The organism is Rhodopila sp., assembly GCF_965277825.1.
In the GTDB taxonomy this organism is placed as follows: domain Bacteria; phylum Pseudomonadota; class Alphaproteobacteria; order Acetobacterales; family Acetobacteraceae; genus Rhodopila.
This window is the reverse complement of sequence record NZ_OZ255846.1, coordinates 331,373-355,054: the sequence shown is the minus strand read 5'-3', so window position 1 is coordinate 355,054 and position 23,682 is coordinate 331,373. Positions and strand designations below refer to the sequence as shown.

Here is a 23,682-nt window from a genome sequence, read left to right as displayed (position 1 = left end):
GCCGACGCCCCATCTTCTACCTGCCATAGAACGCTCTGCGGCCCAGCGCTTCCGGACGCTGCCCGGCCTCGAATGGATCCAACACCATGCCGTGCTTGGCGAAACCGTGCATCGCCGCCGCATCCGCCGGCGGACCTGCTGGGTGGCTGTCGATCAGCACGACTGTCCCGTCGGATTTCTCAGCGCTGCAGCACCCGATGGCATTCCCGCCATCCGCCGCAACACCGATCTGTCGCGTTGCTGGCAAGTCCGCCGCGGGTTGCGGTCCCTTTGCCGGCAAGATAGGTAAGCTGCCTGGGCAAGGGTCGGCCGTCTGGCGCTCTTTCCGTTGGCAGAAACAGCAGGAGCTTCAGTTATGTATCGCCGCGCACTTCTCGCCGCCGTCATCGCGTTCACGCCGACGGCAGCGATGGCCGATGCAAGTATTTCCGGACAATGGCAAGCCAATCTCAGCCACAATGTGATCATTGCCATGGACGTGCTGGCGGATAATTTGTGGACCAGCCAGACCGTGCAGAACAACAAGGTCGTGGCCGAGTTGGCGGGCTCCTACGAACAGAAAAAAGTCAGCGACTCAACCGGCACCCTGGTTTTCACCCCGGTGAAATCGAAAACCACCGCCGAACACGGCGCCGCCGAGGTCGAGGAAGACAAATATACACTGGAACAGGGCGGCAAGGTGCTGCGGCTAGTGTCCAGCAAGAACGATGTGATGGTGTTCCACAAGCAAGCTTACGCGAAGTAGAATGAAGGAATTATCGATGCGATACGCACTGCTCACCGCGGCCGCGGTTCTGGGCCTGACCGCGGCCACCCCCAAGGCAAACGCCATCGGCTGCCTGTCCGGGGGCGCCGCCGGCGCCCTGGCAGGTCACATGGCGGGCCATGGCGTGCTCGGAGCCATCGGAGGCTGCATTGCCGGACATCAATGGCATAAGCACAAGGTGAGCCAGAAAGACTTGCAGAGCCAACAAGACTACGTCCAGAGCCGGCAGCAGAAAGATCCGAATTATCGCGATCCGTGGCAGAACTGATCGGACCAACAGGCCTCGCCGCAAACGCACGATGCCGGAACCACGAATGCGGAAAGGTTATGCAAGGCCTTTGAACCCAGTTTCCAGCGTAACTCCTATCGGCGTGCATCGGCCTGCATCGTCGGTTGCAAACCCGCTTCTCTTGGCCACGCCAGGTCCGGCGAATAACGCCGATAGAAAATGCGCTAACCCTGCCGATGCCTTTCTCGCGACTATGCCCCCGTCGTCAGAGCTTGAACGCGGATTTATCGAGCGAGCCGGCGCTTGCATCGCATCCATAATCCGCCGTCCAAGCGCCTGACCTCCGCCTGTCGTATGAATCCGCTGCAATTCTCGGCGCCTGGCCCGACCACTATCGCCACCCCGCGATTGCGCCTCACGCGGATCGCTGCCGACCCATCGATCTGGCATCGGCGAAGTCGACGCATTGCGCCTCGATCCTTAACCGCATCGAACTCCAACCCCCGGCCTCGGCGGCAGGACCGCACACCACCAATTTATACCGTGTACGGAACTTTCAAGCGCTGCCGAAGCACGACCGCGCCGGGCGGAACGTTCCCGGATCAGAGCCCCGGAACCGCCCAGATCTCCAGCTCAGCAGCCCCCCGCCGAAGTTCCTTCACCGGAACATAGTCGGGCGAGGTCCAGAACGCATGAATGGCCTCCAAGGCCGGGAACTCGAACAAGGCCATGCGGCGATCATCCTGGCGACCCTCAAGCAGCTCCACTGTCCCGCCCCTCACGTTCCGTCCGCCAAATCGCTCGATCAGAGGCATGACCGCTTGGCGATATTTCCCATATTGCGCCTCGTCGATGATCCTGCTCTGAACAATCATGTAAGCCGTCATCGCCCGCTCCATCCACCCCGCACCGCAGTATGCACCGCTGAGCCGCCGAGGCGACTACCGCGCGCCATCGCCAAACAGCCGCTCTGGCACGGACGTCTCGCCTTTCGCGGCAAGCTGGATCCGGCGGCCATCACCACCGCCCGCTACTCCGCCCCGCCGCGAGACCCCGGCGCAAGCGCCCGCAACCGAACCACCGCGCTGTCATGCGCCTCATAGCTGCGCGAGAACACGTGCCCGCCGCTGCCGTCCGCCACGAAGAACAGGTCGTCACTCGCCAGCGGATGCAGCACCGCCTTGATGCTGTCCAGGCTGGGTGAGCAGATCGGCGCCGGCGGCAGCCCGGCGCTGCGATAGGTGTTGAACGGATCGTCCCGTCCCAATTCGGCTCGGGTCAGCGGATGATCCAGCGCCCCCGAACCGTTGCTCGCCAGATAAACCACCGTCGGGTCGGCCTGCAGCCGCATCCCCTGGCGCAACCGGTTCAGATACACCGCCGCGACATGCGGCCGCTCCTCCGGCTTGGCGGTCTCCCGTTCGACGATGCTGGCCAGGATCAGCGCATCGCGCGGGCTGCTCAGCGACAACCCCGGCGCCCGATCCGCCCACGCCGCGGCCAGCGCCTTGTCCATCGCCGCCGTCGCCCGCACGATCAACCCCGAGCGTTCGGCGCCATAAACATAGTCGTAGGTCTGCGGCAGCACCGAACCTTCCTCGATCGAGCCCACCTCGCCAGCCATCGCCTCGGCATGGTTGACCAAATGAACGATCTGCCGCGCCGTCAGCCCCTCGGCAATGGTCAACTGATGCTCCACCGGACGCGCCGCGCGCAGGATCGTCAGCACCTGCCCGACCGAGGCATGCGCCGGAAATCGAAACTCCGCCGCGTGCAGCGTACCGCCGTCGCGGGTCAACCATGCCGCGGCACGAAACAGCAGCGGCTGGTCGATCACCCCATCCGCCCGCAAGGCCTGGGCGAGCTCGCCGGTGCCGCCGCGCGGCACCACGATCGCGCGCGCCTCGGCCAACGGCCCCGGACGACCCACCGCCTCACGCCACCAAGGCAGCGCGCCCGCGACCGCGCCCGCCGGCCCCGGCACCAGCGCCGTGACACCCACCAACGCGACACCCAGCACCAGCACCCCCAGCACCAGCGCGCCGGCCAGCCTCACCAGCCGCCAGCGCTTCGCCCGCTGCGCCGCCCTCGGGTCAACTCTTGGATCAGCCACCGGGTCAGGCAGCGCGGAAGATGACAGAGGCGTTGGTGCCGCCAAACCCGAAACTGTTCGACAGCACGACCCTGATCCGGCGCTCCTGCGCCATCTTCGCCACCCGATCGATCACACTGCCGCGGCTCGGGGCGTCCAGGTTCAACGTCGGGGGCGCCACCCCGTCGCGGATCGCCAGGATCGAGAACACCGCCTCGATCGCCCCCGCCGCGCCCAGCAGATGACCGGTCGCCGACTTGGTGGACGACATCGCCAGCCCGCGCGCCGCGTCGCCGAACAGCCGCTCCACCGCCTCCAGTTCCATGTCGTCGCCCAGCGGCGTCGAGGTACCGTGGGCGTTGACATAATCGATGTCGGCCGGCCCGAAGCCGCCGTTTTTCATCGCGTTGCGCATCGACCGGAACGCGCCGTCATGGCCCTCGGCCGGCGCGGTGATGTGATGCGCGTCGCCCGACATGCCGTAGCCTGACACCTCGGCATAAATCTTCGCGCCCCGCTTGCGCGCATGCTCGTATTCCTCCAGCACCACGCAGCCCGCGCCCTCGCCCATCACGAAGCCATCGCGGTCCTTGTCCCACGGCCGCGACGCCGCCGCCGGACGGTCGTTGAACGCGGTGGACAGCGCCCGCGACGCACAGAACCCGGCAATGCCCAGCTCGCACACCGCCGCCTCCGACCCGCCCGCCACCATCACGTCGGCGTCGCCCAGCCCGATCAGCCGCGACGCATCGCCGATCGCGTGCACCCCGGTGGCGCACGCCGTCACCGCGCAATGGTTCGGACCCTTGAAGCCAAATTTGATCGACACGTGTCCCGACGCCAGGTTGCACAGCGCGGACGGGATGAAGAACGGCGACAACCGCCGCCCCTTGCCCTCGTGGATCTGGATCGAGGCTTGGTAGATCGTCTCCAGCCCGCCGATGCCGGACCCGATCATCACCCCAGTGGCACAGCGATCGTCCTCGGTTTCCGGCCGCCAGCCGGAATCCTCGACCGCTTCGGACCCCGCCACCATCGCCAGGTGGATGAAGCGGTCCATCTTCTTCTGGTCCTTCACCGGGACCCACTCGCTGATGTCCAGCCCACCGGTTTCCCGCACCCCCGGCGGCACCTGCCCGGCCACCTTGCACGGCGACTCCGCGGCATCGAACACCGAGATCGCGCCGATGCCCGATTCGGCGTTGATCAACCGGCGCCAGACATGCTCCACGCCGACCCCAAGCGGGCAGGCGATACCCATGCCCGTCACCACCACACGCCGCATCACAGCAGGCCTTTCACGCTGATCAGAAGCAGCTCCTACTGCTTCTGCTTTTCGATGTAGTCGATCGCATCCTTCACGGTGGCGATCTTTTCCGCCGCGTCTTCCGGAATTTCCACGTCGAATTCCTCCTCGAACGCCATCACCAGTTCGACCGTGTCCAGGCTGTCGGCGCCCAGATCGTCGATGAATGACGCTTCCGGCGTCACCTTGGCTTCATCCACGCCAAGATGTTCCACCACGATCCGCTTGATCTTGTCGGCAATGTCGCTCATCGGCTCCGCTACTCCTGACCTGTTCGGTTAAAATCTGCGTCCGTCTGTTCCGCCGCCGGCGCCCCGTTCTTCGGCCGACACCTAGTCCCGGTCCACGAAGCGAGCCCGTGCCAGACATAGCTACACCAGACACAGCTACGCGGCGCTTAGCATGGTTCCCCGAAGCCGCGAAAGGCTCCCGCACGCCCTCCTGGGTGCTTAGATCATCGCCATCCCGCCATTGACATGCAGTGTGGCGCCAGTGACCCACCCGGCCTCGTCCGAGGCCAGATAGACCACCGCGGCGGCGACATCCGCGGGCTGCCCAAGCCGGCGCAGCGGGATCGCCTCCGACAGCTTGGCCCGCTGCGCCTCAGCCACCGAATCGGTCATCGCGGTTACCACGAAGCCCGGCGCCACCACGTTGATGGTGATGCCCCGGGACGCCACCTCCTGCGCCAACGCCTTGCTCATGCCCACCAGCCCGGCCTTGGCGGCGGCATAGTTGGCCTGCCCCGGATTGCCGGTGGCGCCGACAATGGAAGAGATATTGACGATCCGCCCGGCCCGCCGGCGCAGCATGCCGCGCAGCGCCGCCCGCGCCAGCCGGAACGGCGCCGACAGATCGACGTCCAGCACCGCCTGCCAGTCCTGGTCCGACATCCGCAGCGCCAGCATGTCACGCGTCATGCCGGCATTGTTCACCAAGATATGCAGCGGACCGATCGCGGCCTCCGCCGTCTCGATCAGCGCATCGGGTTCCGAGGCATCACGCAGATCGGCCGGACAGACCCGCGCGCGTTCGCCCAACTCGCCCGCCAGCGCCTCCAGCGCATCGCACCGCGTGCCGGACAGCGCGACGCTTGCCCCTTGCGCATGCAACGCCCGCGCGATCGCCGCGCCGATGCCGCCCGAGGCGCCGGTGACCAGTGCGGCCTTGCCGTCCAATCGGAACATCGCGCGTCTCCCCTCACAGCCGCTTCAATACCGCCTCGATCTCCGCCGGACTGCCGGCAGCCAAACCCGACGCGTCCGGCGCGATGCGCTTGATCAATCCCGTCAGCACCTTGCCGGCGCCGAGCTCGATGAAACGGTCGACCCCCATCTCGGTCATCGCCACGACGCATTCGCGCCAGCGCACCGTGGCGGTCACCTGCTGTATCAGCAGGTCGCGGATTTGCCCAGGATCGGATTCGCGCCGCGCCGACACGTTCGCCACCAGCGGCACGCAGGGCGGCTTCGGCGGCGTGGCCCGCAGCGCCTCGGCCATCGCCTCCGCCGCCGGCGCCATCAGCGCGCAGTGGAACGGCGCCGACACCGGCAGCAGCAGCGCCCGCCTTATGCCTTTCTGCTTGGCGATCTCGATCGCCCGCTCGACCGCGCCGCGGTGGCCCGAAATCACCACCTGGCCGCCGCCGTTATCGTTCGCCGGCTGCACGATTTCGCGCTGCCCAGTCTTCCGCTCGCCAGCCCTGCCTTCCCCAGTCCGACCTTCCCCGGTCCTGCCTTCCCCAGTCCGACCTTCCCCAGTCCGACCTTCCCCAGTCCGACCTTCCCCGGTCCTACCTTCCCCGGTCTTTCGCTGCCCAGTCTCCGCCACCCCACTGTTCTGCACCCCAGTCCCCGGCACCCCAGTCTCCGGCACCGGCGCCGCCTCGGCACAGATCTGGCGCGCCTGCTCCATGTCGGCCCCCAGCAGCGCCGCCATCGCCCCAATCCCGGCCGGCACCGCCTTCTGCATCGCCCGGCCGCGCAGCTTCAGCAAACGCGCGGCATCAGCCGCCGAAAACCCCCCGGCCGCAGCCAGCGCGCTGTATTCGCCCAACGAGTGTCCGGCCACCACCAGCGCCTTGCGCTGCAACGTCGTGCCGCCTTCGCGCTCCAACACCCGCAGCACCGCCAGCGAATGCGCCAGCAGCGCCGGCTGGGTGTTTTCGGTCAGCGTCAGTTCCTCGTGCGGCCCCTCGAACATCAGCTTGGACAGCTTCTGCTTCAGGGTCTCGTCGATCTCCTGGAACACCTCGCGCGCGGCGGCAAAGGCAGCGGCGAGGTCGCGCCCCATGCCGACAGTCTGGCTGCCCTGGCCCGGGAAGATGAAAGCGTGCACCGGCATCGGTCGGCTATTCTCCAAGCTGTCGGCACCAACGCAAGCAGGCTGACCCGCCAGCGCCGAGCGCCTTGTTTGTCGCACGATTCGGCGCGATCCGTGGTCCCGCACCCCGACCCGATCGAACCCAGGCTCGGGCACCACCCAATTGGGCGCAGGATGGCGCGGGGGCGTAGCGGTGGGTAACCGGACTGTCAAGAATTTCGCCGTCGCGCGCCGCCCAGCCGCCTCGCACCGCCATCCCGCACCGCCGCGAAAAAGCCGGCGGCCTTGAGGCCGGTCCTCGGCCGCGCGACAATCGACAGCACCATCCAGTCGCCGGATCGTCGAACCCTGTCCGCCAGCTCAAGTCCCGAGCTTTACCGCGGCGGCAAAAGCGCCAGCACCGCCTCGGCGGCGCACTCCGACGGCGTGCCGAACGGCGGCCGCAGCAACGCCAACGCCTCGGCGAAGCCGCGACGCTGCAACGCGACCGCATCCGGATCGCTCAGCAGCCGCCCCAGTTCCGCCGCCAACCGATCCGGGCGCCCGTCATACTGCAGCAGCTCCGGAACCACCGGCCGATCCAGCAACAGGTTCAGCAGCGAGGCATACCGCACCCGGATCATCCGCCGCGCCATCAGATGCGTCACCGGATTGACCCGATAGGTCACCAGCATCGGCACGTTCGCCAGCGCCAGTTCCAGCGTCGACGTCCCCGACTTGGTCAGCGCCACCGCCGAGGCGGCGAACGCGTCATGCTTGGCCGCGTCGTCGGCCACCAGGATCGGCCGCACCGGCCACCCGGAGGTAAGCTCGCGCACCATGTCCTCGACCGGACCGGCCAGCGGCACCACCGGCACCACCGAGCCGACACCTTCCACGCGATCCGGCAACAGCCGGAGCGTCGCCTCCAGGATCGGCAGCAGCCGCGACACTTCGGTGCGCCGGCTGCCCGGCATGATGGTCAGCACCCGGGCGTCGGGCGGCACCGCGTGGCGCGCCCGGAACCTGGCCGCGTCGCCGGTCTCGGCGCCGCTTTCCAGCACCGGATGGCCGACAAACCGAGCCGGCAGGCCGTGGCCGGCGAAGAACTCCGGCTCGAACGGCAGCAGGCACAGCAATTCGTCCCACAGGCCGGGATAATGCTTCACCCGGTTTTCCCGCCACGCCCAGACCTGCGGCGCCACGAAATGCGCCCGCTTCAGCCCCGCCCGCTTCAGCCCCGACCGCCCCAGCCCCGACCGCCCCGGCCCCGACTGCCCCGGCCCCGACTGCCCCGCCCCCGACTGCCCCGGCCCCGACTGCCCCAGCCCCGACTGCCCCAGCCCCGACTTCCCCAGCCCCGACTGCCCCAGCCCCGATCGGCGCAGCGCCCCCAACACCCGCAGGGTGAATCCCGGCGAGTCGATCGTCACCACCACATCCGGCCGGCGCTGCTCGATATCGGCCACCGTCCGCCGCAGCAGGGTGCGCAGCTCGAACAGCTTCGGCACCACCTCCAACAGCCCCATCAGCGCCAGCGACCGGATCGGAAACAGGCTGTCCAGCCCCTGCGCCGCCATCGCCGCCCCGCCGATCCCGGCAAACCCAAATTCGGGGCGTCGCGCCTTCAGCGCCGCCATTAGCCGCGCGCCGAGCACATCACCGCTCTGCTCGCCGGCAATCAGATAGATCAACGTCATGACCGAGTCGCGGCCGGTCCGAACCCGCCAGCGCGCCGCACCACGGAACCCGCTGTGAGCCCCGGAATCCACCCCGGCAGCCAACCGATCACCGGGACACCCACGGGGCCGATCACTGGCCCGATCCCAACACCCGTTCGGCCGCCGCCGAAAGCCCGCCATCGCCGAACGGATTGATCACCCGCACCCCGCCAAGCAGCATCCCATCCGCCATGTCCTCGGTCAGGATCGCCGAGCACCCCGCCTCCGCGGCGGTCGAGACAAGCAACGCATCCCAATAGCCGGCGCGCCTCGCAAGCACATGATCCAGCGCCGCCGCCGCCGCCTCCGCCGACGCGCAAACGATCGGAAACAGGTCCAGCCAGGTTTTCGCCATGTCGGCTGCCTGCACCCGCGTCACCATGCCCTTCCGGGTCGCGGCGGCAAAGAACTCCGACACCGCCTGCAGCGTCAGACAGCTCGCCAACACTGCCGCCCGCTCGATGACCTGGACCGCGACGTCGTGCCGCAGCCCGGCCGTCGCATCGACGCTGTAGATCAGGATGTTGGTGTCGAGCGTGAACCGGTCGACGCTCATGCTCTATCAGCCGGCCTGCTGGTCGGCGCTCATGCCCGGGCGCCAGGCACGCCGGTCAGCGCTCGTGCCCGGTCGCCAGCCACGCCGGTCGGCGCTCATGCCCGGTCGCCAGCCACCCCGGTCAGCGCTCGTGCAGGGCGTCCCGGTCAAGCGGACCGGAGCGCAGCGGCCAGCCCTCACGCGCGACCTGCCTGAAATGCGCCAGCGCCTGCTTCTGCTGCTCGGTCAGCACCCTGGCGTTCGACACCGGAGTCAACCGGGCGACCGGCTTGCCGTTGCGCGTGATCACAAAATCCTCCCCCGACTCCACCGCTCGGATGCAATGTGAAAAACTCTGATTGGCGTCCCGCAAGGTCATCGTCTTGGTCATCCGCAGAATGTAGCACACTCCGTGCTTCTTACAAGAGTCCACGCTCGGCTGCCATTACAAGACGCCACGCTCCGCCGCCATCATGTAGTTTACCGCCATGTCCCGCCCGGTACGCCAGCGCCCGGTCAGCGGATCGGCCAGCAGCCCGCAGGTGCGCCCGACCCGCAACCCGGAGGCACGCAGCATGCCGGCCAACTCCGCCGGAGTGATGAACGCGCGCCAGTCATGCGTCCCCACCGGCAGCAACCGCAGCAGGTATTCGGCACCCAGCTTGCCGACGATCCACGATCGCCGCGTGCGGTTCAGGGTGGACAGCACCAGCACCCCGCCAGGCTCCAGCAATTCCGCCAGAAGCCGTACGAAACCCGCCGGATCAGGCACGTGCTCGATCACCTCCAGCGCAATGATCGCTGGGAAGCGCAGGTGCTCCGCCACCAGCGCCTCGGCGGTGCAAGCCCGGTAGGCCAGCCGCAGTCGGGGTTTCTCGGCATGCGTCCCCTTCGCATGCGTCCCCCCGGCATGCGTCCCCCCGGCATGCGTACCCTTCCCAAGCGTCCCCCCGGCATGCGTCCCCTCGGCGTGCGCCGCTTCGGCACGCGCCGCCTCGGCATGAACCTTGGCCGCCTCGATCGCCTCCCCCGCGGCGTCGATCCCCAGCACGTCGTGGCCGCGACGCGCCAAGGCCTCGGCCGCCAGCCCGGCGCCGCAGCCGACATCCAGGATCCGGGTCGGCCCGACCAGCATCCCCTCGATCCAGCCGATGCGCGCCGGGTTCATCTGGTGCAACGGTCGCATCGGACCCTCGGGATCCCACCAGCGCGACGCCAGCCGATCGAATTTGCGCACCTCCGCCGCCGAGACCGTGCCACCGCTCATGATTGTTGCTCCGCCTCTCATCGGTCAGTATGTGTGCGTTCGGAAAGCAAATTGGCAACCGACCCCCGCCCATGGCCCGCATCGTGATGAAGTTCGGCGGCACCTCCGTCGCCGATCTCGACCGCATCCGCATCGTCGCCGCCCGCGTCAAGCGCGAGGTCGACCGCGGCCACCAGGTCGCCGTCGTGGTCTCCGCCATGTCCGGCGTGACCAACACCCTGGTCAAGTGGTGCACCGACCTGTCGCCGATGCACGACGCCCGCGAGTACGACGCCGTGGTCGCCACCGGAGAACAAGTCACCTCCGGCCTGCTGGCGATCTGCCTGCAGGAAGCCGGGATCGACGCCCGGTCCTGGCAGGGCTGGCAGATCCCGCTGTGCACCGACACCGCGCACGGCAAGGCGCGCATCCAGTCGATCGAGGGAGCCGAACTGATCCGCCGCATGCATACCGGCCAGGTCGCCGTCGTCGCCGGCTTCCAGGGCATCGCCCCGGACAATCGGGTCACCACCCTCGGCCGCGGCGGATCCGACACCTCGGCGGTGGCGCTGGCCGCCGCGCTAAAGGCCGAACGCTGCGACATCTACACCGACGTCGACGGGATCTACACCACCGACCCCCGCATCGTGCCGCGCGCCCGCAAGCTGGCCCGCATCACCTACGAGGAAATGCTGGAGCTCGCCTCGGTCGGCGCCAAGGTGCTGCAGACCCGCAGCGTCGAGCTGGCGATGAACGAAGGCGTTCGGGTACGCGTGCTGTCCAGCTTCACCGACCCTCCCCCGGACGCTGCACCCGGCGCCCCCCAGGGCGCCCATTCGGACGACGACACCGGCACCCTGGTTGTGGACGAGGACGAGATCGTGGAAAAGCAGAACGTGACCGGCATCGCCTATTCCCGCGACGACGCCAAGATCACCGTGCGCCGGGTGCCCGATCGGCCAGGCATCGCCGCCACCATCTTCGGCGCCCTGGCCGAGCAGAACGCCAACGTCGACATGATCGTGCAGAACATTTCCGCCGATGGCACCACCGACATGACCTTCACCGTCGGCAAGGCCGACCTGCCCCGGGCCCGCACCGCGCTGGCCGGGATCAAGCGCCAGATCAACTACGCCGAACTGATCGAGGACCCCGACGTCGCCAAGATCAGCGTGGTCGGCGTCGGCATGCGCAGCCACGCCGGCGTCGCCAACACGATGTTCAGCGCGCTGGCCGACAAGGCGATCAACATCCAGGTGATCTCCACCAGCGAGATCAAGGTCAGCGTTCTGATCGCGGCCGAATACACCGAACTCGCGGTCCGCGCGCTACACACCGCCTATGGCCTCGATGCCTGACGAACTGATGGACGCCCCGCCGCAGGACAAAGCCACCGGGCCGTCCGCGGATCCGCCCACCGACGCCTTGGCCGCCGCCCCCGTGACCACCGCCCGCGTTCGGCTCGACCGGCTGTGGGCCCGCGGCACCGAATTCCTGGGCTGCCGCCACGCCATCCTGGGGGGCGCCATGAGCTGGGTCAGCGAACAGCACCTGGTCTCGGCAATCTCCAACGCCGGCGGCTTCGGCGTGATCGCCTGCGGCGCCATGAACCCGGCCCAGTTAGCCGAGCAGATTGCCGGCACTCAGGCCCGCACCGACAAGCCGTTCGGCGTCAACCTGATCACCATGCACCCCGAACTGGACGACCTGATCCGCGTCACCCTGGCGGCCAAGGTCGGCCACATCGTGCTGGCCGGCGGCATCCCGCCCGGCCCGGCAATCCGCGCGGTGAAGGACGGCGGCGCCAGGCTGATCGCCTTCTCCCCCGCTCTGTCGCTGGCCAAGCGCCTGGTCCGCTCCGGCGCCGACGCCATCGTGATCGAGGGCTCCGAGGCCGGCGGCCATATCGGCCCGGTCTCACTGACCGTGCTGGCACAGGAAATCCTGCCGCACCTGCGCGACGTCCCGGTGTTCGTCGCCGGCGGCCTGGGCCGCGGCGAGGCCATCCTCTCCTACCTCGAAATGGGCGCCTCCGGCGCCCAGCTCGGCACCCGCTTCGCCGCCTCGGTGGAATCGATCGCCCATCCCAAGTTCAAGAAGTTCTTTGTCCACGCCAACGCCCGCGACGCGGTGCCCTCGGTCGAGCTCGACCCCCGCCTGCCGGTGATCCCGGTGCGCGGCCTGGTCAACGACGGCACCAAACGCTTCCTCCAGCACCAGGCCGAAACCCGTGACAAGCTGCTGGCCGGCGAGGTAACCAAGGAGGAAGCCCAGCTTTTGGTCGAACGTTTTTGGGCCGGCGCGCTGCGCCGCGCAGTGATCGACGGCGATATCGAGACCGGTTCGGTGATGGCCGGCCAGTCGGTCGGCATGGTCACCAGCGTGCAGCCGGTGGCGGCGATCATTCAGGAGCTGGTCGGGCAGGCGGTGGCGGCGCTGGCCGCGCGGATCTAGGTCGGACTGGCGGGCGCGAGATCGAGGTTCCAGCACGTCGAGGCAAAGGAACAAACTAAGAAGGACAGTAGTGATGGCGCGTGGCCGCTCAAAACAGGGCACGGATAATGGAGCGTCGGTGCGACCTGCCAAAGCCAATGGCAACGGTGCGAATCTCGGATTCGAGGCGCAGATGTTCCTCGCCGCCGACAAGCTGCGGAAGAACCTTGAACCGTCCGACTACAAGCACGTCGCGCTCGGCCTGATCTTCCTCAAGCACATCTCCAACGCGTTCGAGGCAAAGCACGCGGCCCTACTGGCGGAGGATGCGGCCGCCGCCGAAGATCCGGACGAATACCTCGCCGAGGCTGTCTTCTGGGTACCAAAAGAGGCGCGCTGGTCGTACCTTCAAGCGAACGCCAAGCAACCGACGATCGGTAAGCTGATCGACGACGCAATGACCGCTATCGAAGCAGCAAACCCCGGCCTCAGGGGCGTGTTGCCGAAGGATTACAACCGCCCGGCCTTGGACAAGGTGATGCTGGGCGAACTGATCGATTTGGTTTCCAAGATCGCCATGGGTGAACCAAGCGACAAGGCCCGCGATGTGCTGGGACGCGTGTACGAGTATTTCCTCGGCGGGTTCGCCGGATCGGAAGGCAAACGTGGTGGCGAATTCTATACGCCTCGTTCGGTCGTGCGGGTGCTGGTCGAGATGCTGGAACCCTACAAGGGCCGGGTCTACGACCCGTGCTGCGGCTCCGGCGGCATGTTCGTGCAGTCCGAGAGGTTTGTTGAAAGCCACGGCGGACGAGTAGGCGACATCGCCATCTATGGGCAGGAGTCGAACTACACCACCTGGCGTTTGGCGAAGATGAACCTCGCGGTTCGGGGCATCGACGCCGATATTCGCTGGAACAACGAGGGTAGCTTCCTGAAGGACGAACTGCGCGACCTGCGGTTCGACCACATCCTGGCTAACCCGCAGTTCAATGCCTCGGATTGGGGTGGAGAGCGGCTGCGGGAGGATGCGCGGTGGACATTTGGCGTCCCGCCCGCGAGCAATGCCAATTACGGCTGGCTCCAGCACATTTTGTCGCACCTCGCGCCGGGTGGCACGGCTGGCGTGGTGCTGGCGAATGGGTCAATGTCGTCGGGGCAGAACGGCGAGGATGTGATCCGACGCGCGATGGTTGAGGCGGATGTGGTGGACTGTATGGTCGCTCTGCCGGGCCAGTTGTTCTACTCGACACCAATACCTGCTTGCCTATGGTTCCTTGCTAGACGGAAGAACCCGACCGGGCTGCGAGACCGACGCGGCGAGGTGCTGTTCATCGACGCCCGCAAGCTTGGCACCATGGTGGATCGCACGCGCCGAGAGTTTTTCGCCGACGACATCGCGAAGATCGCTGACACCTACCACGCGTGGCGCGGTGAAATTGACGCAGGTGTTTACGCCAATATTCCGGGTTTCTGCAACGCCACCAAACTGGACGAGATCAGGTCGCACAATCATGTGCTGACGCCCGGTCGATATGTCGGGGCTGCTGATGTTGAGGATGATGCGGCGCTATTCGCAGAGAGGTTTTCGGCTCTTCAGGCGACATTGGAAAAGCAGTTTAACGAGGCCGCATACCTTACAGACGTAGTCCGCCGCCGCCTCGATATGGTATCATTTGATGCCTGAATTCAGAACGGTATGCCTTGGTAGCCTCTCCGCGCAGCGCCAAGGCGCGATTGCAATCGGGCCATTTGGATCGTCCATGAAGGCCGACACGTACGTTCCCGCAGGCGTTCCTGTTATCCGAGGAACCAATATTTCTCAAACGCGCTCGTGGAAAGGTGACTGGGTCTACATACCAGAAGCTTTGGCGGACAGCATGCCAAGATGCGTCGTAGTTGCGGGCGACCTGGTATTTCCTCACAGGGGTTCCATCGGTGAGGTCGCAATAGTTCCAACTGATTCGACAGATCGGTATTTTCTTTCCACCAGCCTGATGAAAATTCAGGTCGATCATCGGCAGGCTGACCCCTTGTTTGTCTACTATTATTTTCGCTCTTGTGAAGGCCGCAATGAAATACTCAAATACGGGTCTCAAGTTGGAACACCGGGGATTGGACAGCCTCTGGAGTCACTCAGGAGATTTTGCCTCCCGCTTCCGCCCATGGGGATGCAAAAGGAAATCTCGGCCACCCTCGGTGCGCTTGACGACAAGATCGACCTGAACCGGCAGATCAACGAGACCCTTGAGACGATGGCGCGGGCAATCTTCAAGGACTGGTTTGTTGATTTTGGGCCGACCCGCGCGAAGATGGAAGGGCGCAAGCCATATCTTTCCCCAGAACTTTGGGCGCTGTTCCCGGATCGTCTGGATGATGAAGGGAGGCCGGAGGGTTGGTCTTTTGATACATTGTCAGAATATGCCACGCTAAACCCGGAGGCTTGGTCTCGCGCTACATACCCTGAAAAGGTCGAGTATGTTGACCTCTCCGGCACGAAGTGGGGGGTGATACATTCGACGGAAATACATGGGCGGGATACCGCGCCAAGCCGGGCTCAGCGGGTACTACGCCATAGCGACACGATCGTTGGCACTGTTCGACCCGGCAACGGTTCATTTGGGCTTGTGGGTCGTGATGGTCTGACCGGTAGCACCGGCTTCGCCGTTCTTCGCCCCACCAATCCGATAGCCCGCGAACTTGTCTATCTCACTGCGACCCAGCCCGAGAACATCGAGCGCCTTTCTCACTTAGCCGACGGAGGAGCTTACCCAGCCGTCCGCCCAGAGCTGGTCTTGGCGACGCCAATCGTCAGAAGCAGCCAAGATGTCTTGCATGCCTTTGGCAGCTGTGTAGGACCGATTATCGATACGACCCTCGCGAATCTAGAAGAGAATATCACCCTGGCTAAAGTTCGTGACCTCCTACTCCCTAAGCTGATGTTAGGCGAAATCAGCGTATGCTACGCCGAACACGAGGTTAAGGCCACGCAATGAGCGACGACCTCTCGAAGGGAGAATTAATTCTCTATCAGACCGACGACGGGCAAGCTGCCATTCATCTGCGTGCGGTTGATGGCACCGTTTGGCTTACCCAAGCCGAAATTGCCGGGCTTTTCGACACCACGCCCCAGAACGTCACCCAGCATATCCGTGCAATCTATGAAGAAGGCGAGCAGCAAGAAGCCGCAACCTGTAAGGAATTCTTACAAGTTCGCCCCGAGGGCGCTCGTGCCGTGCAGCGCATGGTCAAAGCCTATAACCTCGACGCGATCCTCGCCATTGCATACCGCGTGCGCTCACCGCGCGGCTCCCAGTTTCGACGCTGGGCCACCACCACGCTGCGCGACTATCTCATCAAGGGCTTCGCCATCGATGACGCCCGGATGAAAGAACCCGGCGGCCTGGACTACTTCGACGAACTGCTGGCACGCATCCGCGATATCCGCGCGTCCGAGAAGCGGTTTTACCAGAAAATCCGCGACCTGTTCGCCGCCACCAGCGTGGACTATGCCTCCGCTGCGCCGGCAGCCAAGACCTTCTTCGCGACGATTCAGAACAAGCTCGTCTTTGCTGTGACCGGACGCACCGCCGCCGAGTTGATTGTCGAGCGTGCCGACCCTGCCAAACCGAATATGGCGCTGACCAACTGGCCGGGGGTGCGGGTTCGCAAGGCCGATGTGACTATCGCCAAAAACTACTTGAGCCCCGAGGAGATCGGCGAACTCAATCGGCTGACGACGATGTTCCTGGATTTCGCCGAAGATCGGGCATCCCGCCGCCAGCAGATCATGATGATAGACTGGACCCAACAGGCAGACCGCTTCTTATCGTTCAATGAGCGCGATGTGCTGAAGCATGCCGGGCGTGTTTCGCACGACCGGATGGAAGCCATCACGCGTCAGCATTTCGCTTCGTTCGACACACGGCGTCGCGCCGAGGAAGCCGCGGCAGCTGAACGGGAAGCGCAGGCTGACATCGCAGCCTTGGAGAAAGTCGCGAAAAGGCTTTCCAAGCCTGAAAGGAAGAAGACGTGAATCGGGTCGCTAACTGATGGCTGGGTCCGGTATCGCCGAAAGCCATGTCGAAGAAGCCACGCTCGCGTGGCTCTCAGAGCTTGGCTACACCGCGACACCCGGCCCCGAAATCGGACCGGACGGGCACCATCCCGAGCGATCGAACTACCGCGATACGTTGCTGCTGCCCCGTCTTCGCACCGCCATCGCCAGCCTCAACCCAGGCCTATCGCCGGATGTCCGCGCCGAGGTCCTAGCTAAACTGACCCGCGTCGAAGCACCCGCGCTCATCGAGGAAAACCGCCGCCTGCATCGATATCTGGTCGAAGGCGTGCCTGTCGAGGTACGGCGTCCTGACGGCACCATCAGTGGCGAGCAGGCTCGCTTGATCGATCTCGACAACCCAGACGCCAACGACTGGCTCGCCGTGAACCAGTTCAGGGTGATCGAAGGCAAGACAAACTGCCGACCGGATGTTGTGATCTTCATCAACGGCCTCCCGATCGCCGTGATCGAACTGAAAAGCCCCGGCGATAGGAACGCAACCATCGCAGGTGCGGTCAACCAGTTGCAAACTTACAAGGACCACATCGGATCGCTGTTTCGGACGAATGCGCTGCTGGTGGCCTCCGACGGCCTCACCGCCCGCGTCGGGTCGCTCACCGCCGACTACGAACGCTTCATGCCATGGCGCACGATTACCGGGACTAACGTCGCGCCCAAGGGCACGCCCGAACTCGAAACCCTGGTGAAGGGCGTCTTCGACCAGCGCATGTTGCTCGATCTGCTGAAGGACTTCATCGTCTTCGGAGAAACCGATACCGAATTGCGTAAGGTCCTGGCAGGCTATCACCAGTTCCACGCCGTGCGGCACGCCGTCGAACGCACCTTGGCTGCGACGGCTCCGGATGGGGATCGCAGGGTGGGCGTGATCTGGCACACGCAGGGAAGCGGGAAGTCCTTGCTGATGGCGTTCTATGCCGGGCAGATCATCAAGCATCCGGCCCTGGCCAACCCGACAGTGGTCATTTTGACCGACCGCAATGATCTCGATGACCAGCTATTCGCGACGTTCAGCATGTGCCGCGATCTGCTGCGCCAGACACCGCAACAGGCAACCGATCGGGACCACCTGCGCCAGTTGCTGGATCGGCCATCCGGCGGGGTGATCTTCACAACGTTGCAGAAATTCACCCCGGAGGCGGGGGCCACTGAGTACGCGCCGCTAACGCAGCGGCGGAACGTGGTGGTCATCGCCGACGAAGCCCATCGCTCGCAATACGGCATCCGGGCCAAGGTCGACAGGCAAGGCGATATATCCTACGGCTTCGCCAAGTATATGCGGGACGGCCTGCCGAACGCGTCCTTCATCGGATTTACCGGCACGCCGATCGAGGCGCAGGACGTCAATACCCCGGCGGTATTCGGCCAATACATCGACATCTACGACATCAGCCGGGCGGTCGAGGATGGCGCGACCGTGCCGATCTATTATGAAAGCCGCCTCGCTCGGATCGAGCTGGACGAGGACGAAAAGCCGAAGCTTGAGGCCGAGATCGCGGACCTGACCGAAGACGAAGCCGAGAATGAGCAGGAACGCCTAAAGCGGAAATGGGCAAGCATGGAGGCACTGGTCGGCGCCGACAAGCGGCTGGCACTGGTGGCCGAAGACCTCGTGCGCCATTTCGAGAACCGGCTGGCGGGCCTTGATGGCAAGGCCATGATCGTGTGCATGAGCCGGCGCATCTGCGTGGCACTTTACGATGCCATTGTTGAGCTGCGGCCGGCCTGGCACTCGGCGGACGATGACACAGGCACAATCAAGGTGGTGATGACCGGGGTCGCCTCCGACCCACCCGCTTGGCAGCAGCACATCGGAAAGCCCGCGAAGACAAGGCGGACACTGCTTGCCAAACGGGCGAAGAATCCGAACGACACCCTCAAGCTGGTGATTGTTCGGGACATGTGGCTTACCGGTTTTGACGCGCCGTGTATGCACACGATGTATGTCGACAAGCCGATGCGCGGGCACGGGTTGATGCAGGCCATCGCGCGCGTGAACCGGGTGTTCCACGACAAACCCGCCGGTCTGGTGGTGGACTACATCGGCATCGCACAGAACCTTAAAAGCGCCCTCGGCCAGTATTCCGGTGATGATCGGGAGCAGACCGGCATTGACGAGGCGAAGGCCGTCGAAGTGCTGCTGGAGCGATATGAGGTGGTCCGGGCGATGTTCCGGCCCGACATGAAGGGCGGATTCGATTACCGCCCGGCACTCGATCCATCGGTAAGCGGTCAAGGGCGGTTGGCGATCATGGCCGGGGCGATAGACTGGGTGCTGACGTTCCAACAGGATGCAGCGCAGAAAGAAACCTCGGCCGAGGCAAAGAAGCTGGCGCATCGGCGCTATGCTGACGCAGTGGTGGCGCTATCGAAGGCGTTCGGGCTGGCTGGGGCGAGCGATGAGGCGGTCGCTATCAGGGATGAGGTCGGGTTTTTCCAGGCGATCCGTGCCGCATTGATCAAGAGCCAGCCGGGGGATGGCAAGAAAACCGCCGCCGAACGCGAACTGGCCATCCAGCAGATCGTCAGCCGCGCCGTGGTCTCGACCGAGATCGTGGATATCATGAAGGCGGCCGGACTGGAAACGCCGGACATATCGATCCTGAGCGATGAGTTCTTGGCCGAGGTTCGGGAGATGCCGAAAAAGAACCTCGCGATCGAGGCACTCAAGAAGCTCATCAATGGGGCAGTGCGCGCGCAATCACAGCGCAACGTCACTCAGTCGAGGGCTTTCACGGAACGCCTGGAAGACGCGATCGCCCGTTACCATACAAATGCCCTTACGACGGCGCAGGTGCTTGAGGAACTGATCGGGTTGGCGAAGGACATTCGAGCCAAACGCGCTCGCGGCGAGGAAACTGGTCTGACTGATGATGAAATCGCATTTTATGACGCTTTAGCAGCGAACGCCAGCGCCAGATCAGTCCTGGGCGAACCGGCACTGCGTGTTATCGCTCATGAGTTGGTTGACAGCGTAAAGGGCAATGTGACCGTCGATTGGATGCACCGAGAGACGGCGCGGGCGCGAATGCGCGTCTTGGTGAAGCGTATCCTGCGAAGATACGGCTATCCTCCCGACTTGGAGGATGCTGCCGTCCAGAACGTTTTACAGCAGGCTGAGGCACTCTCCGCAGAATGGGCCGTTTGACCTTAATGCTGGCACAGTGCAAGCGGCGCCACCTTAGCGGGCAACCTGAACGTCCGTCTTCGCGAAATCCTCGCCCTTGAACAGCAGGGTCGCCCGGTTCACCCGCGCACACGCATAAGCAAAGCAGTCCCCCATGTTCAGCGCCGCCGGATGCCGCCCCTTGCCGTACTGCGCATAGGCCTCCGCGGCCACGTCGAACTCCCGTTCGCCAATACCGACGAACCGCAGGTTGGCCGCCTCGACAAACCGCCCGACATGGGTCCGGGCGGCGGGCACGGAGTAAATGTAGCTACGGCACAAACCCGCCACCGTCTCCCACACCGAAAGCGCCGAACAGATCCGCTCCCGATCGGCTTCCAGCAGATCGGCCAGTGCGTCGGCATCGGCCTCGCCCGCAATGATCGCAATCAGCGCCGAGGCGTCCACGAACACCATCAAACCTCCCCGGAAAGCTCGTCAAAGAACGCTTTGTCGGCGACATCGCCGGTCGCCCGGGGAAGCCTGTGCGCCTTGCGCAAGGCAGCGAAACGCTCGCGCAGCGGCACCGCTTCGGCGGCGCGGTCCAACGCATCGCGCACCGCCAGCTTGACCGCATCCTGCTTCGACACGCCCCGCAGTTCGGCAAACTCGGCAACCAGCCTCGCGGTCCCATCGTCCTTGATGTAAAGTGGCATTTGTCGGCTTCCCATTAGATATCCGAATATCCAGACAGAATATCTGGATATTCCACTGCCCGCAAGCAATCCCCACCCGCCAACGCGCCACCTTACAAACTGTTCATCTTCCCACCTATTTCCGCGCCCCCCCAGTTCAGCCAAAATACCGCCATGTCATCCCATGCCTCCTCCTCCGGTCCGGAACCCACACGACGCGACATGCTGTCGCTGGTCGCCATCTCGGGCACGGCGATCGGCGCCGCGGCAATCGTCTGGCCGCTGGTCGATTCGATGAACCCCTCGGCCGACGTGATCGCGGCCGGCGCACCGATCGATATCGACATCTCGAAACTCACCCCGGGCCAGCAGATCGTCGTGCTGTGGCGTGGGGCGCCGATGCTGATCGTCAACCGCACGCCGGCCGCGCTGAAGACCCTGCAGGACCCCAGCCTGGTGTCGAAGCTGTCCGATCCGACCTCCAAGGTGCTACAGCAGCCGGCCTACGCCGAAAACTGGCATCGTTCGACCAAGCCGGAGTTCGCCGTGCTGGTCGGCATCTGCACCCATCTCGGCTGCCTGCCCGGCTACCTGCCGAACCCGGATCCCTCGACCCCGGCGCCGAATTGGCCGGGCGGCTACTTCTGCCCGTGCCACGGCTCGAAATACGACCTGGCGGGCCGCGTCTACGCCGGCGTCCCGGCGCCCTACAACCTGCCGGTGCCGCCTTATCACTTCGTCAACGACAAGACCTTGCGGATCGGCGAGAACCCGACCGGCGTGGTGTTCGAACTGAGCACCGTCGTGCAGATGTAGGCCACCGGTCCGGGCGCGCCACCGGTCCGGGCGCACGGTGGGCCGGCAACCGGGACACTGGTCGTGCACCAGCCTCATTCCCCGGCGCGGCGCTGCTTCAACTCCACCACCTTCGCCTCGCCCGACATCGACATGGGCGACGGCACCGCGACGGCGAGATCGGCCAGTGCCTCGGCCACCTTGCGCGCCAACTGCTCGCGCTGGAACGGCTTGCTGATCAGCGCCACCCCGTCGTCCAGCCGGCCGTTGTGCACGATCGAGTTCTCGGTATAGCCGGACATATAGACGATCTTCACCTCCGGCCGCATCGCGGTGATCCGTTCGGCCAGGTCGCGGCCGCGTACCTTGCCGGGCAGCACCACGTCGGTCAGCAGCAGATGGATCGCGCCGGCATGGGTGCCGAACACCCGCAGACCCTCCTCGCCGTCGGCCGCCTCCAGCACCCGGTAGCCGAGCTCGCCCAGCATCGCCACCGCGATCTCGCGCACCGCCGGTTCGTCCTCCACCACCAGCACCGTCGCCGACCCGCGCGGCAATTCCACCGGCGCCGCACTGCGCTGGCCCGCCGCCGCGCTGGCCCTCACCGCGCGCGGCAAATAGAGCCGCACCGTGGTGCCCTCGCCGGGTTCGGAATAGATCTTCACATGCCCGCCCGACTGCTTGACGAAGCCGAACACCATGGGCAGGCCGAGGCCGGTGCCCTGGCCGTCCGGCTTGGTGGTGAAGAACGGCTCGAACACCCGGCCCAGCACATCGGGCGTCATGCCGTGGCCGGTGTCGGACACCGCCAGCATGGTGTAGTCGCCGACATCGACCTCGGCATTGTGGCGGGCGTAGTCCTGGTCCAGCACCTTGTTGGCCAGCTCGATGGTCAGCCGGCCGCCGCCGGGCATCGCGTCCCTGGCGTTCAGCGCCAGGTTCAGCACCGCGCTTTCCAGTTGCGCCGGGTCGGCCATCGCCGGCCACAGCGCGGCGGTCTCGACATAGCGCACCTCGATGTGCTCCCCCAGGGTGCGGCGCAGCAGCGGCACCAGGTCCGGCATCGCCGCCGCCAGATCGATCGCCGAGGGCGTCAGCGGCTGCTTGCGGGCGAACGCCAGCAACTGGCGGGTCAACGCCGCGCCGCGCTGCGCCGCCCAGATCGCCCGCTCGATGCGGGTCTTCAGCTTCTCCAGGTCGTTCGGCTTGTTGCGGACGATTTCCAGGTTGCCCAGGATGACGGTCAGCAGGTTGTTGAAATCATGTGCGATGCCGCCGGTCAACTGACCGATCGCCTGCATCTTCTGCGCCTCGCGCAGCACGCCCTCGGCCTGGGCGCGCTTGGTCATGTCGCTGACGGTCAGCACGAAACCGCCATCCGGCACCGCGGTGCGGCGCAGCTCCAGTTGCGCCCCGTCGGGCCGGACCCGCTCATACACCACCGGTTCGCCCGGCCGCTGGCTGCCGTGACGCACCTGGTCCTCGGTCTCCAGGAAGTCGGCTTCCGCTTCGGCCATGTGGTCGTGGAACGCGACGTACGGCGTACCGGACCGCACCATCGCCCTGGGCAGCCCCAGCAGATCGTGGAAGCATTCGTTCCAATGCGTCAATTGGCGGTCGGCGTTGAACACGGCGACACCCTGGCTCAGGCTGTCCAAACTGGTCCGCAGCCGCAGCGCCAGGCTGCGGTAGTCGCGTTCCGCGCGCGACGAGTGCGACCAGGCCCGGTTCAGCGTCAGGGCCGCCCACAGCAACGCCGCCACGGCGATCAGGGTGCCGACCACCACCAGCCAGAACACCCAGTTGCCACGGCTGTCCGCCAAGCCCCGTCGCTGCACCAGCAGGCGTTGCTCTTCGATCGCCATCGCTGCCAGGGTGGCCTCGATCTGCTTGCTCAGCCCCAGGCCGCCATCGCCGCGAGTTAGCCCGAGTGCCGCCGCAAGCCCGTTGCTGCGGCGCAACTGCACCCCTTGTGCCAGAGCCTCCAGCTTGTGCTGCAGCACCGGCGCCAGCGCGCGCAGCCGTTCCTGTTGAGCCGGGCTGTCCGCGGTGAGCCGCTGCAGCTCACCCTGCAGCAGACTGACCCGACCCAGCGCGGCATCATACGGCGCCAGATAGGCGTCGCTCCCGGTCAGCAGAAAGCCGCGCTCACCGGTTTCAGCATCGTGCGCAGCAATGTCCAGGTCCTTGAGAGTGCCCAGGACCTGGGAGGTGTGCCGCGACCACTCAACCGCCGAACGCGCCGCGTTGGACCGATCCCAGGTAATCGCGCCGATCAGCACCAGGATGCCGATCAGCACCAGGAAGATCGCAATATTGGCGCGGGCGACGATATACTTCGACATAGGGACGTCCGGATCAGAGGTAATGGTTGGCCCT

Annotated in this window: 23 protein-coding genes; 9 read left to right on the top strand and 14 right to left on the bottom strand. The window is 65.5% G+C overall.

Annotation, left to right across the window (positions count from 1 at the left end; genetic code table 11):
- Positions 1–16: 16 nt before the first annotated feature.
- Positions 17–160: a hypothetical protein gene (locus tag ACQY4T_RS02220; RefSeq protein WP_428537020.1), complete on the bottom strand. Its 144-nt coding sequence runs from the start codon at positions 158–160 to the stop codon at positions 17–19.
- Positions 161–328: 168 nt separating this feature from the next.
- Between ACQY4T_RS02220 and ACQY4T_RS02215 the strand changes: the two genes are divergently transcribed.
- Both ACQY4T_RS02215 and ACQY4T_RS02210 read left to right on the top strand, forming a co-directional pair.
- Positions 329–745, top strand: coding sequence for a hypothetical protein (locus tag ACQY4T_RS02215; protein ID WP_428537017.1), 417 nt, complete (start codon positions 329–331; stop codon positions 743–745).
- Positions 746–761: 16 nt separating this feature from the next.
- Positions 762–1,034, top strand: a complete 273-nt coding sequence (locus tag ACQY4T_RS02210) for a hypothetical protein (protein ID WP_428537014.1) — start codon at positions 762–764, stop codon at positions 1,032–1,034.
- 563 nt (positions 1,035–1,597) lie between these two features.
- Here the strand turns inward: ACQY4T_RS02210 and ACQY4T_RS02205 are convergent.
- The 10 genes from ACQY4T_RS02205 to ubiG form a co-directional block, all read right to left on the bottom strand.
- Positions 1,598–1,882, bottom strand: a complete 285-nt coding sequence (locus tag ACQY4T_RS02205; RefSeq protein WP_428537011.1) for a DUF1330 domain-containing protein — start codon at positions 1,880–1,882, stop codon at positions 1,598–1,600.
- A 143-nt stretch (positions 1,883–2,025) separates the two neighbouring features.
- Positions 2,026–3,108, bottom strand: coding sequence for an endolytic transglycosylase MltG (gene mltG / locus ACQY4T_RS02200; RefSeq protein WP_428537008.1), 1,083 nt, complete (start codon positions 3,106–3,108; stop codon positions 2,026–2,028).
- Positions 3,109–3,112: 4 nt separating this feature from the next.
- Positions 3,113–4,372: a beta-ketoacyl-ACP synthase II gene (gene fabF, locus ACQY4T_RS02195; protein WP_428537005.1), complete on the bottom strand. Its 1,260-nt coding sequence runs from the start codon at positions 4,370–4,372 to the stop codon at positions 3,113–3,115.
- Between the two features lie 35 nt (positions 4,373–4,407).
- The gene (locus tag ACQY4T_RS02190) at positions 4,408–4,644 is read right to left on the bottom strand and encodes an acyl carrier protein (RefSeq protein ID WP_158923295.1); all 237 of its coding nucleotides are present in this window, start codon (positions 4,642–4,644) and stop codon (positions 4,408–4,410) included.
- Positions 4,645–4,842: 198 nt separating this feature from the next.
- On the bottom strand, positions 4,843–5,580 hold the full coding sequence (fabG, locus tag ACQY4T_RS02185; protein ID WP_428537002.1) for a 3-oxoacyl-[acyl-carrier-protein] reductase: 738 nt from the start codon (positions 5,578–5,580) through the stop codon (positions 4,843–4,845).
- 13 nt (positions 5,581–5,593) lie between these two features.
- Positions 5,594–6,736 (bottom strand): acyltransferase domain-containing protein, encoded by a 1,143-nt coding sequence (locus tag ACQY4T_RS02180; protein ID WP_428536999.1) that lies wholly within the window; start codon positions 6,734–6,736, stop codon positions 5,594–5,596.
- Positions 6,737–7,089: 353 nt separating this feature from the next.
- Positions 7,090–8,394 (bottom strand): lipid-A-disaccharide synthase, encoded by a 1,305-nt coding sequence (locus ACQY4T_RS02175; protein ID WP_428536996.1) that lies wholly within the window; start codon positions 8,392–8,394, stop codon positions 7,090–7,092.
- 112 nt (positions 8,395–8,506) lie between these two features.
- Positions 8,507–8,971 carry a PIN domain-containing protein gene (locus ACQY4T_RS02170; protein ID WP_428536993.1) on the bottom strand — a complete coding sequence of 155 codons (465 nt, stop codon included), beginning with the start codon at positions 8,969–8,971 and terminating at the stop codon, positions 8,507–8,509.
- Between the two features lie 121 nt (positions 8,972–9,092).
- Positions 9,093–9,359 (bottom strand): type II toxin-antitoxin system Phd/YefM family antitoxin, encoded by a 267-nt coding sequence (locus tag ACQY4T_RS02165; RefSeq protein ID WP_428536990.1) that lies wholly within the window; start codon positions 9,357–9,359, stop codon positions 9,093–9,095.
- A gap of 36 nt (positions 9,360–9,395) precedes the next feature.
- Positions 9,396–10,217 carry a bifunctional 2-polyprenyl-6-hydroxyphenol methylase/3-demethylubiquinol 3-O-methyltransferase UbiG gene (gene ubiG / locus ACQY4T_RS02160; protein ID WP_428536987.1) on the bottom strand — a complete coding sequence of 274 codons (822 nt, stop codon included), beginning with the start codon at positions 10,215–10,217 and terminating at the stop codon, positions 9,396–9,398.
- Positions 10,218–10,288: 71 nt separating this feature from the next.
- On the opposite strand from ubiG, the gene ACQY4T_RS02155 reads away from it, so the two are divergent.
- The 6 genes from ACQY4T_RS02155 (at position 10,289) to ACQY4T_RS02130 (ending at position 19,855) form a co-directional block, all read left to right on the top strand.
- Positions 10,289–11,554 carry an aspartate kinase gene (locus tag ACQY4T_RS02155; RefSeq protein WP_428536984.1) on the top strand — a complete coding sequence of 422 codons (1,266 nt, stop codon included), beginning with the start codon at positions 10,289–10,291 and terminating at the stop codon, positions 11,552–11,554.
- Positions 11,555–11,561: 7 nt separating this feature from the next.
- Positions 11,562–12,650, top strand: coding sequence for an NAD(P)H-dependent flavin oxidoreductase (locus ACQY4T_RS02150; RefSeq protein WP_428542666.1), 1,089 nt, complete (start codon positions 11,562–11,564; stop codon positions 12,648–12,650).
- Positions 12,651–12,723: 73 nt separating this feature from the next.
- Complete coding sequence (locus ACQY4T_RS02145) at positions 12,724–14,316, top strand: type I restriction-modification system subunit M (protein WP_428536981.1); 1,593 nt, start codon at positions 12,724–12,726, stop codon at positions 14,314–14,316.
- Complete coding sequence (locus ACQY4T_RS02140) at positions 14,309–15,625, top strand: restriction endonuclease subunit S (RefSeq protein WP_428536978.1); 1,317 nt, start codon at positions 14,309–14,311, stop codon at positions 15,623–15,625. Before ACQY4T_RS02145 ends, ACQY4T_RS02140 begins: the two co-directional genes overlap by 8 nt.
- Positions 15,622–16,665: a virulence RhuM family protein gene (locus tag ACQY4T_RS02135; RefSeq protein ID WP_428536975.1), complete on the top strand. Its 1,044-nt coding sequence runs from the start codon at positions 15,622–15,624 to the stop codon at positions 16,663–16,665. Before ACQY4T_RS02140 ends, ACQY4T_RS02135 begins: the two co-directional genes overlap by 4 nt.
- Before the next feature lie 16 nt (positions 16,666–16,681).
- Positions 16,682–19,855 carry a type I restriction endonuclease subunit R gene (locus tag ACQY4T_RS02130; RefSeq protein ID WP_428536972.1) on the top strand — a complete coding sequence of 1,058 codons (3,174 nt, stop codon included), beginning with the start codon at positions 16,682–16,684 and terminating at the stop codon, positions 19,853–19,855.
- 33 nt (positions 19,856–19,888) lie between these two features.
- Here the strand turns inward: ACQY4T_RS02130 and ACQY4T_RS02125 are convergent, their stop codons facing one another.
- Entirely contained in the window at positions 19,889–20,290 is a 402-nt protein-coding gene (locus tag ACQY4T_RS02125; RefSeq protein ID WP_428536969.1) for a type II toxin-antitoxin system VapC family toxin, read from the bottom strand.
- Entirely contained in the window at positions 20,290–20,529 is a 240-nt protein-coding gene (locus ACQY4T_RS02120; protein WP_428536966.1) for a type II toxin-antitoxin system VapB family antitoxin, read from the bottom strand. The genes ACQY4T_RS02125 and ACQY4T_RS02120 overlap by 1 nt, the downstream gene beginning before the upstream one ends.
- A gap of 153 nt (positions 20,530–20,682) precedes the next feature.
- Between ACQY4T_RS02120 and petA the strand changes: the two genes are divergently transcribed.
- Entirely contained in the window at positions 20,683–21,324 is a 642-nt protein-coding gene (gene petA / locus ACQY4T_RS02115) for a ubiquinol-cytochrome c reductase iron-sulfur subunit (RefSeq protein ID WP_428536963.1), read from the top strand.
- Between the two features lie 74 nt (positions 21,325–21,398).
- Here petA and ACQY4T_RS02110 read toward each other — a convergent pair whose 3' ends face one another.
- Positions 21,399–23,648 (bottom strand): CHASE3 domain-containing protein, encoded by a 2,250-nt coding sequence (locus ACQY4T_RS02110; protein WP_428536960.1) that lies wholly within the window; start codon positions 23,646–23,648, stop codon positions 21,399–21,401.
- Positions 23,649–23,682 lie beyond the last annotated feature (34 nt).